11 protein-coding genes and 4 tRNA genes are annotated in these 13,519 nt (G+C 44.9%); 10 read left to right on the forward strand and 5 right to left on the reverse strand.

All coding sequences use genetic code 11. The features are described from left to right. Nucleotides 1-957 precede the first annotated feature (957 nt). The 8 genes from uvrY to H9J30_RS14275 all read left to right on the forward strand — a co-directional run bounded on the left by uvrY (nucleotide 958) and on the right by H9J30_RS14275 (nucleotide 5,884). The gene (uvrY, locus tag H9J30_RS14240; RefSeq protein WP_011622328.1) at nucleotides 958-1,602 is read left to right on the forward strand and encodes a UvrY/SirA/GacA family response regulator transcription factor; all 645 of its coding nucleotides are present in this window, start codon (nucleotides 958-960) and stop codon (nucleotides 1,600-1,602) included. A gap of 106 nt (nucleotides 1,603-1,708) precedes the next feature. Further along, the gene (gene uvrC / locus H9J30_RS14245; RefSeq protein WP_240131595.1) at nucleotides 1,709-3,538 is read left to right on the forward strand and encodes an excinuclease ABC subunit UvrC; all 1,830 of its coding nucleotides are present in this window, start codon (nucleotides 1,709-1,711) and stop codon (nucleotides 3,536-3,538) included. 47 nt (nucleotides 3,539-3,585) lie between these two features. Continuing rightward, on the forward strand, nucleotides 3,586-4,134 hold the full coding sequence (pgsA, locus tag H9J30_RS14250) for a CDP-diacylglycerol--glycerol-3-phosphate 3-phosphatidyltransferase (RefSeq protein WP_240131596.1): 549 nt from the start codon (nucleotides 3,586-3,588) through the stop codon (nucleotides 4,132-4,134). 143 nt (nucleotides 4,135-4,277) lie between these two features. Then, nucleotides 4,278-4,353 (forward strand) — tRNA-Gly (locus H9J30_RS14255). A gap of 21 nt (nucleotides 4,354-4,374) precedes the next feature. Next, nucleotides 4,375-4,448 (forward strand) — tRNA-Cys (locus H9J30_RS14260). A gap of 47 nt (nucleotides 4,449-4,495) precedes the next feature. After that, a tRNA-Leu gene (locus tag H9J30_RS14265) sits at nucleotides 4,496-4,582 on the forward strand. A 131-nt stretch (nucleotides 4,583-4,713) separates the two neighbouring features. After that, nucleotides 4,714-4,800, forward strand: a tRNA-Leu gene (locus H9J30_RS14270). 142 nt (nucleotides 4,801-4,942) lie between these two features. After that, entirely contained in the window at nucleotides 4,943-5,884 is a 942-nt protein-coding gene (locus H9J30_RS14275; RefSeq protein ID WP_133180431.1) for a hypothetical protein, read from the forward strand. Between the two features lie 380 nt (nucleotides 5,885-6,264). Here H9J30_RS14275 and H9J30_RS14280 read toward each other — a convergent pair whose 3' ends face one another. The 5 genes from H9J30_RS14280 to H9J30_RS14300 form a co-directional block, all read right to left on the reverse strand. Further along, nucleotides 6,265-6,540 (reverse strand): HU family DNA-binding protein, encoded by a 276-nt coding sequence (locus tag H9J30_RS14280; protein WP_240131597.1) that lies wholly within the window; start codon nucleotides 6,538-6,540, stop codon nucleotides 6,265-6,267. A gap of 380 nt (nucleotides 6,541-6,920) precedes the next feature. Continuing rightward, a complete protein-coding gene (locus H9J30_RS14285; RefSeq protein ID WP_240131598.1) occupies nucleotides 6,921-7,829 on the reverse strand; it encodes an ABC transporter ATP-binding protein in 909 nt (302 codons plus the stop codon). After that, on the reverse strand, nucleotides 7,826-8,656 hold the full coding sequence (locus H9J30_RS14290; protein WP_240131599.1) for an ABC transporter permease subunit: 831 nt from the start codon (nucleotides 8,654-8,656) through the stop codon (nucleotides 7,826-7,828). Before H9J30_RS14290 ends, H9J30_RS14285 begins: the two co-directional genes overlap by 4 nt. Nucleotides 8,657-8,743: 87 nt before the next feature. Continuing rightward, nucleotides 8,744-9,400 carry a YceH family protein gene (locus H9J30_RS14295; RefSeq protein WP_240131600.1) on the reverse strand — a complete coding sequence of 219 codons (657 nt, stop codon included), beginning with the start codon at nucleotides 9,398-9,400 and terminating at the stop codon, nucleotides 8,744-8,746. Between the two features lie 166 nt (nucleotides 9,401-9,566). Further along, nucleotides 9,567-10,406, reverse strand: coding sequence for a CvfB family protein (locus H9J30_RS14300; protein ID WP_240131601.1), 840 nt, complete (start codon nucleotides 10,404-10,406; stop codon nucleotides 9,567-9,569). Between the two features lie 476 nt (nucleotides 10,407-10,882). Here H9J30_RS14300 and H9J30_RS14305 point away from each other — a divergent pair, with 476 nt between their 5' ends. Beyond that, a complete protein-coding gene (locus tag H9J30_RS14305) occupies nucleotides 10,883-11,035 on the forward strand; it encodes a hypothetical protein (protein WP_011071981.1) in 153 nt (50 codons plus the stop codon). 461 nt (nucleotides 11,036-11,496) lie between these two features. After that, nucleotides 11,497-13,410 carry a biosynthetic arginine decarboxylase gene (gene speA / locus H9J30_RS14310; RefSeq protein ID WP_240131602.1) on the forward strand — a complete coding sequence of 638 codons (1,914 nt, stop codon included), beginning with the start codon at nucleotides 11,497-11,499 and terminating at the stop codon, nucleotides 13,408-13,410. Nucleotides 13,411-13,519: the final 109 nt, after the last annotated feature.

Raw genomic sequence — 13,519 nt, forward strand, 5'->3', positions numbered from 1 at the left:
AGCGATGATGGCCTTTTTGTTTACCGAATTTGAACCTAGGGTTCCTTATGCTAAGCGCAGCTCCTGCGCCATATTTCATGGAAAGCCATCAGCGATGATGGCTTTTTTGCATCTGGCTCCATGGTATGAGACGTTTGATTGAATTGCCAAAAGGCGTATCTGCGATTGTCTTGATAATCATTATGTTCTGATATGAAGAATTTGATTTTTAAAGGTTAGGATTAACCTTCTCCTGCGATTCCTATTTATACTTCATCTTTTTCATCGTAAGCCGCTAGCCTAAAAAGTGGTCGCGATACTTTAATCTATTCAAGGGTCATTTTGGATAGCACTGTCGTTATGCAGTTTTTAGTGGGCTAAAATAGGCTTAGAGCAAAAATTACTCTGCAAGCGATTGTTTTATCAACGATTGGATATCAAATAGCCAATCAATTCAATTGATAATAAATTTAGGTTTACAGCCTTGGGCGAGATGTATATTATCTCGCTGCAGAATTTGAACCTAGGGTTCCTCATTCTAAGCGCAGCTCCTGCGCCATATTTCATGGAAAGCCATCAGCGATGATGGCTTTTTTGTTTACCGAATTTTAACCTAGGGTTTCTCATGCTAAGCGCTGCTCCTGCGCCATATTCAGTCAAAAGCGCTAAGCATTTAGCGGCTTTTTGCATCGATAGTACTTCATTTTTGATGGGCGTTTTAAACTGACTATACCTTGCGTCACATCATCAATTTGCCAACCCTGAGCCACACTCAAAGCTGGCGTGATACCAGTATCTAATTTCAAACGGCGGTAATTAGCGCGTTGTTCCTTTACATTTCATCTAGTTAACAATATTCATTTTATGCTTTGCGAAATGCCATTGTTGGGCTAAATTACCCTGATAACCTATATTTCGGTTGCAATACTCTGATTTGGCTAAACTCTCTTAGCCAGCATTGGTTAAAGGTGGATAAAGTTGATATCGATATATTTAGTTGACGATCATGAGCTAGTAAGAACAGGGATCCGCCGTATCTTAGAAGATGAGCGGGGGATCAAAGTCGTCGGTGAAGCGCCCGATGGCGAGACTGCTGTGCAATGGGCAAGACAAAATGAAGCCGACGTCATCTTAATGGACATGAATATGCCAGGTATGGGCGGACTCGAAGCCACCCGTAAAATTCTGCGTTATCAACCCCATGCCAAGATTATTGTGTTGACTGTGCATACCGAAGATCCTTTCCCCAGCAAAGTGATGCAGGCGGGCGCGTCCGGTTATTTAACCAAAGGTGCGACGCCACCAGAGGTGTTGCAAGCGATACGTCAGGTTTCCCGTGGTCAGCGCTATTTATCCCCTGAAATAGCCCAACAAATGGCATTGAGCCAATTTAATCCTGCCGATGAGAATCCGTTTAAAGCCTTATCTGAGCGCGAGCTGCAAATTATGTTGATGATCACCAACGGTGAAAAGGTCAATGATATTTCGGAGCAGCTCAACCTAAGCCCAAAAACCGTTAACAGTTACCGTTACCGCTTATTTGCCAAACTGGGGATCAGTGGCGATGTGGAGCTGACCCGTTTAGCGATCCGCTATAAAATGTTAGATGCTGGCCATTTTTAATCTATAGCATTAATTAATCCTGCTTATATAGTGTGTTAGGCGTGAGTTTGAAAACGATTTATCAAGCTGTTTTGAAGATAGTAAGTAAAAAAGTGGGTGTATAACGATGTCGACAGGTTTTAACGCCCAGAGTTTTTTACGTACAGTCACCTCTTCGGCGGGTGTTTATCGCATGTATGACGTCAAAGGTGACGTCATTTATGTGGGTAAAGCCAAAGACCTTAAAAAGCGCTTATCTTCCTATTTCCGTAAAAACCTTGGCAATGTGAAAACTCAGGCGCTGGTGTCGCATATTCATCATATCGATGTGACACTGACCCACAGTGAGACCGATGCGCTGCTGCTTGAAAATGACTATATCAAGCAGTACATGCCCAAATACAATGTGTTACTGCGGGACGATAAATCATACCCTTATATTTTATTGAGTCAGCACGAGCATCCACGACTTGCTTACCATCGTGGCCCGCAGCGTGAAAAGGGCCATTATTTTGGGCCTTATCCTAATGGCGGCGCGGTGCGTGAAAGTCTGCACTTGATGCAAAAATTGTTTCCTATCCGCCAATGCGATGATCTCTATTACAAATCGCGCACTCGTCCTTGTTTGCAATACCAGTTGTCCCGTTGCAGCGCACCCTGCGTCGGTAAAGTCAGCAATACTGAATATGACGAGCAGGTCAAACTTGCGAGCTTGTTTTTAAAGGGAAAAGATAAACAAGTTATCAGTGAACTCGTGGCGAAGATGGAAGAGGCCGCCGAGCAGCAAGCCTATGAGCAAGCTGCGCGCTTTCGCGATCAAATTATGGCACTGCGCCGGGTAGCTGAGCAGCAAGAAGTCTCGGGAAACACCGGCGATATGGATGTTATCGGCGTACACTACGCCTCGGGTATCGCCTGTTTCCATTTACTCTTTATTCGCGAAGGTAAGATTTTTGGTAGCCGTAGCTATTATCCAACGGTGCCCGCGCAAACGGATATTGAGGAAGTGTTGCGTTCCTTCCTGTTACAGTTTTACTTAAATGCCGATATTCAACGCACTATTCCTAAGGAAGTGGTGATAAGTCATCACTTTGAAGAATTGCATGAGTTAGAAGCGGCCGTCTCTGAGGCGTTGAATAAAAAATTCAGCATTAAAACCAATGTGCGTGCTGACAGGGCGAGTTTTTTACGCCTCGCGATCACCAACGCCACCAATGCGGTGATGACGCGTCTGTCCCATAAAAACACCGTTGAACAGCGTTTTGTGTTATTGGAGGAAATCCTTGAACTCAATACGCGGATTCAGCGGATGGAATGTTTCGATATCAGTCATACCATGGGGGAGAGCACGGTCGCCTCCTGCGTGGTGTTTAATCGTGAAGGGCCGCATAAAGCCGAATATCGTCGTTACAATATTGAAGGCATTACACCAGGCGATGATTATGCCGCGATGAAACAAGCCATCAGTCGTCGATTTGATAAAATCGATGCCAGCGGCAAAATCCCTGACATTTTATTTATCGACGGTGGCCTAGGGCAGCTACGTATCGCGCAGCAAATAGTGGATGAGAAGTTCGTCAATTTAGATAAAGCGCCGCAACTGATTGGGGTGGCAAAGGGGGAGAGCCGTAAACCCGGGCTTGAAACCTTAATCTTTGGTGACACGGAAACTAGCTTTTCCCTCGAGGATGACTCGCCCGCATTGCACCTTATTCAACATATTCGCGATGAATCGCACCGTTTTGCCATTACTGGGCATCGAAATCGCCGCCAGAAAACCCGTAACACCTCTACGCTGGAATCTATCCCCGGTATTGGCCCTAAACGCCGTAAAGCGTTACTCCAGCATCTGGGTGGTTTACAGGAAGTGAAGGGGGCGAGTGTTGCCGAGTTAGCGAAAGTACCCGGTATTAGTATAGAAATGGCACAAACCATTCATGATGCATTGCGAGGGTGAAAAATTTAAGGCAAGATTGGCGCTGCTTTTGACTAACTGGTTTGATCATGCCGCTTAACTTACCCATAGCATTAACTCTTTTTAGGCTTTTTTTACTACCCATTTTCGTGGTGTTGTTTTATTTACCTTACAGCTGGACGCCTTTTGTTGCTGCATTTGTGTTTTGGCTGGCGGCGTTAACGGATGCATTAGACGGTTATGCGGCCCGTAAACTCAAGCAACTGACCCGTTTTGGCGCCTTCCTCGATCCCGTCGCTGATAAACTGATGGTGATCACCGCACTCGTATTATTAGTTGACCAATACGCTGATATTTGGCTCACACTGCCAGCACTGTTTATGATTGGCCGTGAAATTGTGATTTCAGCCCTGCGGGAGTGGATGGCCGAATTAGGTAAGCGTGGAACGGTTGCTGTCTCTTGGATTGGTAAATATAAAACCGCTGCTCAAATGGTGGCGATTATTGGCCTGATTTGGCAATACAACCCATTAATGATCCAAGCGGCATTTGTACTGTTATATATCGCTGCGGTATTAACGTTCTGGTCAATGATGAGCTACATTTTAGCCGCTTGGAAAGATTTAACGGCCGAATAGCACAATAAAAAATCAAAGAGATTATTTAGTGCGCAAGCAGTAAGTTATCGATAAAACAGCGGTTGACACTGCATCGTAAATAGGTAGAATGCCTCCCCGTAGACGAGAGACGAAGTGAAAACAAAATCTTAACTCTGCGTGATGCGACATTAGCTCAGTTGGTAGAGCGATACCTTGCCAAGGTATAGGTCATCGGTTCGAACCCGATATGTCGCTCCAATCTAAAATGATTGGAAAGATGGCGCGATGGCAGAATGGCTATGCTGCGGATTGCAAATCCGTCGATCTCGGTTCGACTCCGGGTCGCGCCTCCATAATTAAATATTAATGACACGATTCCCGTCGTTAATATAAAGAGTTTGCCCGAGTGGTGGAATCGGTAGACACAAGGGATTTAAAATCCCTCGCTGGTAACAGCGTGCCAGTTCAAGTCTGGCCTCGGGTACCATTTTTATAATGGTGAAAGCTCAAACAGAGCTTAAGCGTTAAACTTCGTAACCTAAGCATTTGAAATATAATCAACAGGTCGAAGCAATGAGTTAACAATATCAACAGCAGTGCTTGTGATATTCAGAGTTTGCCCGAGTGGTGGAATCGGTAGACACAAGGGATTTAAAATCCCTCGCTGGTAACAGCGTGCCAGTTCAAGTCTGGCCTCGGGTACCATTATTCTTAGTGAATAGTAAATAAGCCTCGACATTAGTCGGGGCTTTTTTGCATTTAAAGCACGCGATTTTTTCTAGGTTTGTTTTGACATGTTGTTGATTTAGAATGGATGGCCATATTTATTTAGCGTGTGATATTTTTTATGCACAAACCCCTTATATATCTCGATCTGAATATCGTAAGTGCTCAGGCAAACGGCAAGCTTACAATTCAGAAGCCTAATGATGCAGTGTTAGTCTATTCGAAAGAGCACTTTTCAGAGATACGAAGATCTGCCGATCCAGATAAGTACCTTGATGTGCTCGAAAGCTTTGACGCGCAATTAGTCGATTCAGAGTTAGACGCGTCATTCAAGGAGACTGGGCGGACGTTGCTAATACAAGGAAGCAGTCCTCAGCACCATTTCAACCAATATCTCGAAGCTATCAAGGACACTTCATACAATGAAGAAGTCATTTATCCTTTAATTGCGTGGGTCAATGGAGGGGCGGTGTTAGATAACCTTGTTCAAATGCCTGTAGTTATGAAGGAGCAGTTGTCCGAGCTCCTAGCTATACTGCCTGATGAGTATCGACATCGACTAGGGGATGTGGATGCGGTTCAAGATAGCTTTGAAAAAGCTATAAAAGACATATCGGAGAATGATAATCATATAATGCAAACTCGTGCGGCGTTTGGTGTTCCGAGATCCGGATTAACAAACATAGAAGGCCCCGACCAGCTTAAAAAGATATGGGAAATAGTCTCAACAAACGTTTCTCAGCCAACAATAGACGAGTTTTTTGGGTTCAAGCCCAACAACGTATTCGTGCCAGCAAACACTGAGGTGAAGTATGGCATCATCGCATGTTGCGCAATGTTCGATCTGTTAGGTTTTCACGCAGAGCAAAAGTCCCGAAAACTTGGATCTATCGCGAATGTTCAAAGCGACGCCCGACATATTGCCATGGCCGCAAGCTGCTCAGCCTTGTTGACATCTGATCATCGGATGGCTGAAAGAGCCAGAGCTATATACGAATACCTTCAAAACGGCACAACTGTCTGTGAGGTTCAAATAAGGAAATTGCAAAATCAGAAAAAGTAAATATTGTCAATAAAGTGGTTGCTAACTTCCGACGATGCTTTGGTTGAGCATTAAAAACGAAGGTTTATATGCCTTGCCCTCACAGGACTCAGATAAGTCTTGGAGTTTCGCTTTAAAATTAGTCTCTATTATCATTATTATAGGCACCTTTTGCTGCTTGCATTTTTATGTGATTAAAGCACGAGAACTCATATAAACGCCCTTAAAATGGATTGCTTGATGGCAGCTATGGCTGTAGCCGCAGGGTAAGGTACGTTTGGCCTTACGACATGTACAATGGATGGTAGATTTAGTTGGCGCCTAACAAATCCAATCATCAAACTTAAATTGTTAACCTTTACCCACAAAGCGCCCTAGTTTAACGATGCTTAATTCATATCCTATTCATTTACCGCTTGTTTAAGCGCTGTCGCTGCTTTAAAACTTGGCTGGTTAAAGCCTGCAATCTCCATCGTCTCGCCAGTTTGTGGGTTCCGACCCGATTTAGGTAAATGGTAACGTAACTCGAAGGTGCCAAATTGTGGCAGGAAGACTTTCTCACCTTCGCTTAAGGCAATATGGATTTGTTGTAGGATCTGTTCGACAACAGGTTTAGTGCTGGCCTGGGACTGTTCAAGCGAAGTGGCGATACGTTGAATAAGTTGTGCTTTGTTCATTGAAACCTCTGAATTCAGCGAAAGAGCATAAAAGAGGGCGTTATAACAAGCCCAAGCGCAGATTGAAAGCCAAGGTTTGTCAAAGCGGCTTAACTGCTGCTTTATTGATTAGCGATGGCAAGCTTTTCTTGTGAAACAAAAATATTCCCAATATAAGCAGCGTTAAGGTAAAAGTTAGCTTAGTGGCGTTTAGCGCTAAAGTGGAGATTAAAGGATAAAGCGTTTTAACCCTGATAGTTACGGCTATTCGATCTTTGATACGGTATAAGAAATGGCGTTGCTTTCGTTGTGTATAAACAACACTGTATCTACTGAGCGCCCTTGCGGGCGCTGTCAGAGTTGGGGCTAAACGTAGGAGTAATAAGGGACTTATCGCGGGCTTAAGAAAATAACGTTTCTTCTAATGTTCGTCCTTTCAGCAGCATCTTATATTGCCAATGCTGTTGCTTAAATAGCGCGAGCAGGGCGGTTTCAAATTCGTAATGGCGATTTGCCATTTCATCCAACTGAATAACAAACACATGGGCTTGTTTTGAGGTGATATTCACTACACCGGCTATTTGACCTACAGCTTGGATCAGCGCTTCATTGTCGCAGCTTTGCATGGTGAGGGTGAGATAATCACTGCCGCTATTGGATGAGCGCATCGAAATCGATTGGCCCAGCTCACCTTTATCTAGATACAGCACTTGGTCACAGAGCTTTTCTAGTTCATCCAAATTATGTGAGCTAATCACAAAGGTCGTGGTGGGTGAAAGACTTCTGACAAGTTCACGGATTTTCTTCGCATTGGCAGGATCGAGTCCTGCTGTGGGTTCATCTAACAGTACCAGCTTAGGCGAGCCGATTAAGGCTTGGGCAATCGCCACACGTTTACTCATCCCATGGCTGAGGCTCGGTGGCTTTTGCTGCGCCACCTCGGCTAAGTCCACTAACTTGAGCACCCGCAGGGCTTCTTGATTTGCCTGTTTGCTAGCCATTCCTTGAAGACGCGCAAAGAAGCTTAACTGGCTGATAATGGTTAAATTGGGATCGAGCGTTGCATCCTGTGGAAGGGCGGCAATTTGGCCTAATAATGTTGGACTATTGGGCGCTTCTCCCAAAATACGAACCGTGCCCGTGCTTGGGGTGAGGTAACCGCAGAGCAGGCTAAACAGTGTGGTTTTACCTGCACCGTTAGGGCCAACCAAAGCGATAGGCGCTCCTGATTCGAGGGTTAAGTTAACGTTATTGAGCGCTTTTTTGCTGCCATAGTGTTTGGAAAGACCTTGGCATTGAATGAGGATCATAGTTGACTCCTTTGGATATAAACGCGGCCAAGGAAAAGGGCGAATGCAGTTTGTAATAGGGGAATAGGCGCGTAGAAAAAGCTATTGAGTCCATTGGTGTTGACCATGTTCGACAGTTGAGCGCCCGGCAATATCCATTGTAACCCTTCAAATAAGCTGGATTGATTACCCAAAATCAGCAGTGCAATCGAGACGACCGTCCACAAGATGGTGGCGAGCACCATGGCTTGCCTTGCTGTACTGGCATACAGGGACAACAGAGTCATCACTGCGGTAAAGGGCAAAATGACGATAAGCAAGTTTATGCCGACTAAGGCGCCCGACGTTAATGCGGGTAATAACAAACCAATATCGCGCGTTAATGCTAGTGCTATGGTGGCAAGGATTGTCAATAAAATCAGTAGGCCTTGGATTAGAATTTGCCCTAAAAAGCGGCCGAAGAGTAGGCTGTCTTTGCTGGTTCTTATGGTATAGAAGCGCAATGTGCCACGGGTTTTGTCTGAGGAGAACTGATCGGCGGCAATTAAAATACTGAACATTGGAAACAAATACAGCGCAAAGCACCAGAAGATGGCCATTTCCTGCACGGGCCAGTCAAACAGCACGTTGAGAGCTTGGCTGCCTAAGAGGCCGTCGATCAGATCTTTGATATTAGGCTGCATCAATAAAGTCGAAGCGCCTTGGATGGGGTAGAGTAATAGCATGCCCCACACTAATGCAAAGGCGATAAGGGCAATTACCCCGCGAAGGTTAAACAGAAATTTGCGACATTCAAAGCCAGCGATCAAAAGCATATTGTTGAATGTACTGGGTGCGTTTGGTGTCATTCGCTGCCTCGTTGGTGTGTGAGCGGACAAACTCTCACGTTAGTTATCTTTAAGAATGCTCAATCGCGAAAGTCGTCCGCAGCGCGGTTAGGATAAAGAAGCGATAAGCGAGTCTAACTTATCTTTAAGTTCAGCTACTTGTTCTTCAAGCTGCGTGACTCTTGCTTCCAGTTGTTGTCTATCCTGTTCGTTTAGCGGGTGTGCATCTGTATTGGTGGATGACGCGGCGTTAATTTGCTCAGCACCTTGGGAAAACAGCTCAGTATAACGGCATTCACGCTTACCCGGCTCCCGTGGTAGCTGAGCTAGCACGGGTTTATCTCGCTCCATCAGTTGCTTAATGCAGGCTTCCACTTCGAGCACATCTTTAAAGTCATGTAGTCTGTTGCTGCGGGTACGCAACTCGCCCGGCGTTTGTGGGCCGCGAAGTAGCAGTAAACAGACAATGGCTACCGCCGCGCTGGAAAGTTGTAACTCGCTAAATTCGGTGTTGCAGAATCTGTGCTTATATTTGACGACCCGGCTACCAAAACCCGATTGTTCGCTGATTAAGCGTTTTTTATTTAATGAATCAAGGGCGTCTTGTACTTGTGCTTCTGCGAGTTCTAATACAGGTTCGCGGCTGGTTTTTTGATTACAGGCGAGGGTTAATGCATTGAGTGACAGCGGATATTGCTCGGGGGTGGTGACTTCTTTTTCAAGTAGGCAACCGATAACTCTGGCTTCGTGTAACGTAAGTTCCATATAAGCTCCAAAGAAAAAAGCATGGCTTTGTTATAACAGAGCCATGCTTAATATCCTAGCGCTTGTCGGTAAACTGAGGTTTAAGGCAAACTATTTGGACAAATAAACCACGAACATTGGGGCAAAAGAGTGCTAAGGCCCGTATTCGGTTGACTATTTAGCCCAATCAGTCAGCTTCAGTTAGGCGTAAACCATCGTCATCGATACTTAACTTGCCCGCTTTAAACAGGCCGCCGATGCTCTTCTTGAAGGCTTTCTTACTCATACCAAGTTGTTCGTAAATCACCTCGGCATCGGTTTTATCGGTCAGCGGTAAGAAGCCACTCGCTTGCTTGAGTTTTACTAAGATAATGTGTGCGTGCTTATCGAGCTCTTGCTTACTGCCTTGCTGCAATACCAAATCAATTTTGCCATCGCGGCGCACTTGTTTAATAAAACCTTTCACTCTTTGGCCAAAACGCAGTTTTTGGAACACTTCATTTTGGTAAATCACGCCCCAATGGGCATGGTTAATAATGGCTTTGTAGCCTAAATCTGTGGTGCCACCGATAAATAAGTCAACCTGTTGACCCACTTCATACTGGGCTGGGGTTTTATCGAGGAACTTATCGATTTTTGATGACGCCACAATACGCTCATCCGCACGATTAACGTGCACATAAACAAGGTACGAGCGACCTTCTTCAATGGGTTTATGCTGTTCACCAAAGGGCAGCAACAGATCTTTATCTAATCCCCAATCTAAAAATGCGCCAAAAGGCCCAGTGGCCACGGCTTTTAAGTAGGCAAATTCTCCTACTTGCGCTAAAGGCTTACGAGTTGTGGCAATGACGATATCTTCAGAGTCCAGATATAAAAATACCTCTAGCCAGTCACCGACTTGGCAGTCTTTTGGGGTGGCCTTGTTGGGGAGTAACACTTGGCCAAATTCGTGGGCATTTAAATACACACCAAAACTGACTTGTTTCACTACCTCAAGTTTGCAGGTTTTTCCTATCTGTACCATGGAGCTCTCTATCTAAGGATGTCATTCGGCGGTGATTATAACCGCTTTATCTGTAAACGGCAGCTTCCAGATTGGCTTTTGCGGCGATAGTCGAAAATGAACTGCCGCGCTGAGATAAAACAATATTGTTGATGTGAGCAAATGTTATCGAATTATCTTGATTGGCTATTAAAAAATATTGAACGCACTTAGAGTGGGGTTGATATTTAGTTTATTGATTTCAAATGGATAAGTCTGAGATTTGTTCACCAGCCTGTTAATGCGGTGTTTATTATATTTTAATCAAAAATATTAAATGAGATTCTTGCTTGCATTCTGTGACATTGCGCGGTTTAATTGCGCCGTTTAACGACTTCGCTCGTTACAGACATGACAAATATTACGTGAGTTGTAATGATTTTATGGTTCACAGGTCATTAACCGTGTAACGTACAATTTATAATGGTTACATGGGGTTAAGAGGAATTGTTTAGCTAATGCACAAGCATCCATTTTTTGCTCTTTGCCTAAAAGCATCTCAATGCCAGCGCTCAATCGTTGTGCCCTATGACGATACCAGCCTTAAACATCTCACGTTAATCCGTATCAATTCTGGCCGCGAAGAAGCCAACAGTCCCCTGTTACAATAATCTTGCCTGTTATTAAGTGCGCAATCGCTTGCTTAGCCGCTTAATATGTAATGTTGTTCCTTTAGTGTTACCTATAGTTGTCGACATGCTTGAAACCCTCTTTGGATATTTGGGGTCTTGAGCGGTAATGTGACGCCTAATATAAGGGTTTTGAGTGTTTTTTGACCTCAAAGCGCACTAAGGTTAATGCCATTGGTGAGATACCAAGGCGATAAAGGGGAATATAAATGCCATTTCCTACCATCGCCAAAGTAATAAGAATCTGGGGTCTACCCCGGCTGCGTTAAGGAAAAACGCATCAATGTCACCTACTATGGGGGGATTTTGCTGCTTTAAACAGGGTGAATACATCCTAATTGTATGTCAGGTAACCGTATGTTTACCTGGGTTTGTCGAACGGGCGGTCGTGCAAGAATGCATTGGCCGTTTAACCCATTTTTTTATAGACGGGCTAAATAAAAATGAATGATTGGTCTATTGATGCTGCTCGTGCTGGGTACAACGTTACCCACTGGAGCCAAGGGTTTTATGGGATCAGCGACCAAGGTGAGGTGACAGTGTCGCCGGATCCTAAGAATCCTGATCACAAGATTGGCTTAAATGAGCTAGCAAAAGACATGGTTAAAGCCGGGGTCGCTTTACCTGTATTAGTTCGTTTCCCGCAAATTCTGCACCACAGAGTGAACAGTTTGTGCCAAGCATTCGACCAAGCGATACAAAAATATGAGTATCAGGCGGACTATTTGCTGGTTTACCCCATTAAAGTAAACCAACAAAAAACTGTGGTAGAAGAGATCCTTGCGAGCCAAGCATCAAAAGAAGTTCCACAATTAGGCCTAGAAGCCGGCAGTAAGCCAGAATTAATGGCCGTATTGGCCATGGCGCAAAAAGCCAGTTCAGTGATCGTATGTAACGGTTACAAAGATAACGAATACATTCGTTTAGCCTTAATCGGTGAAAAGTTAGGCCATAAGGTCTACATCGTTTTAGAAAAACTGTCTGAGCTGAAGATGGTACTGGCCGAGTCTAAGCGTTTAGGGGTAAAACCTCGCTTAGGTCTACGTGCCCGTCTTGCCTTCCAAGGGAAAGGCAAGTGGCAAGCCAGCGGCGGCGAAAAGTCTAAGTTTGGTTTATCTGCCGCGCAAATTTTGACTGTAGTTGAACAGTTAAAACAAGAGGATATGTTAGATTCTCTGCAATTACTGCACTTCCACTTAGGCTCGCAAATCGCCAACATCCGCGATATTCGTCAAGGTGTGAGCGAAGCGGCGCGTTTCTACTGTGAATTACGTGAGTTAGGCGCCAGCATTAACTGCTTCGACGTTGGCGGTGGTTTAGCGGTGGATTACGACGGCACCCGAAGCCAAAGTAACAACTCGATGAACTATGGCTTAAGCGAATACGCGAACAACATCGTTAACGTGCTAACCGATATCTGTAATGAATACGAGCAACCTATGCCACGTATTATTTCAGAATCGGGCCGTCACTTAACGGCGCACCATGCGGTACTGATCACCGATGTGATTGGCACTGAAGCCTATCAGGTTGAAGATATCCAGCCGCCTGCGGAAGAGTCACCACAGCTGCTGCACAACATGTGGCAATCTTGGACCGAGATCAGCGGCCGCGCCGATCAACGTGCATTGATTGAGATTTACCACGATAGCCAAAGTGACTTGCAAGAAGCGCAATCGCTGTTTGCCTTAGGTCAATTAAGCTTGGCAGAACGTGCGTGGGCCGAGCAAGCAAACCTGCGTGTATGTCACGAAGTCCAAGGGTTGTTAAGTACTAAAAACCGTTATCACAGACCGATTATCGATGAGTTAAACGAAAAATTAGCGGATAAGTTCTTCGTTAACTTCTCGTTGTTCCAATCGTTACCGGATGCTTGGGGTATCGATCAGGTGTTCCCTGTGCTGCCGCTGTCTGGATTAGACAAGGCGCCAGAGCGCCGCGCTGTGATGCTGGACATCACCTGTGACTCTGACGGTATTGTTGACCAATACGTAGACGGTCAAGGGATTGAAACCACGCTGCCAGTGCCAGCTTGGAGCGCTGAAAGCCCGTATCTAATCGGCTTCTTTATGGTGGGGGCATATCAAGAGATTCTAGGGGATATGCACAACCTGTTTGGCGACACTAACTCAGCCGTTGTCAGCATTGAAGAAAACGGTATGACCAATATTGAATCGGTACTTGCCGGTGATACTGTGGCTGACGTGCTGCGCTATGTTAACTTAGATGCCGTTGACTTTATGCGTACCTATGAAGAGTTAGTCAACCAGCATATTGTTGAAGATGAACGCGCACAAATTTTAGAAGAATTGCAAGTGGGCCTGAAAGGTTACACCTATTTAGAAGATTTTTCTTAATATTGAATGTGTTGAATAAATCAGCCTAGGGTGACTTAGGCTGATTTTTTATTTTTCTGCGTTTAGCATTTTCTTCTCCGGTTTTTAAACCAAAGGGTCGCGGTTTTAT

Source organism: Shewanella cutis, assembly GCF_022410515.1.
GTDB lineage: Bacteria > Pseudomonadota > Gammaproteobacteria > Enterobacterales > Shewanellaceae > Shewanella > Shewanella cutis.

What these genes read in the sequence shown, in the direction of transcription:
- uvrC (WP_240131595.1), top strand. Translation starts at nt 1,709, where the DNA reads ATGTCGACAGGTTTTAACGCCCAGAGTTTTTTACGTACAGTCACCTCT.
- pgsA (WP_240131596.1), top strand. Translation starts at nt 3,586, where the DNA reads ATGCCGCTTAACTTACCCATAGCATTAACTCTTTTTAGGCTTTTTTTA.
- H9J30_RS14275 (WP_133180431.1), top strand. Translation starts at nt 4,943, where the DNA reads ATGCACAAACCCCTTATATATCTCGATCTGAATATCGTAAGTGCTCAG.
- H9J30_RS14280 (WP_240131597.1), bottom strand. Translation starts at nt 6,540, where the DNA reads ATGAACAAAGCACAACTTATTCAACGTATCGCCACTTCGCTTGAACAG.
- H9J30_RS14285 (WP_240131598.1), bottom strand. Translation starts at nt 7,829, where the DNA reads ATGATCCTCATTCAATGCCAAGGTCTTTCCAAACACTATGGCAGCAAA.
- H9J30_RS14290 (WP_240131599.1), bottom strand. Translation starts at nt 8,656, where the DNA reads ATGACACCAAACGCACCCAGTACATTCAACAATATGCTTTTGATCGCT.
- H9J30_RS14295 (WP_240131600.1), bottom strand. Translation starts at nt 9,400, where the DNA reads ATGGAACTTACGTTACACGAAGCCAGAGTTATCGGTTGCCTACTTGAA.
- H9J30_RS14300 (WP_240131601.1), bottom strand. Translation starts at nt 10,406, where the DNA reads ATGGTACAGATAGGAAAAACCTGCAAACTTGAGGTAGTGAAACAAGTC.
- H9J30_RS14305 (WP_011071981.1), top strand. Translation starts at nt 10,883, where the DNA reads ATGCACAAGCATCCATTTTTTGCTCTTTGCCTAAAAGCATCTCAATGC.
- speA (WP_240131602.1), top strand. Translation starts at nt 11,497, where the DNA reads ATGAATGATTGGTCTATTGATGCTGCTCGTGCTGGGTACAACGTTACC.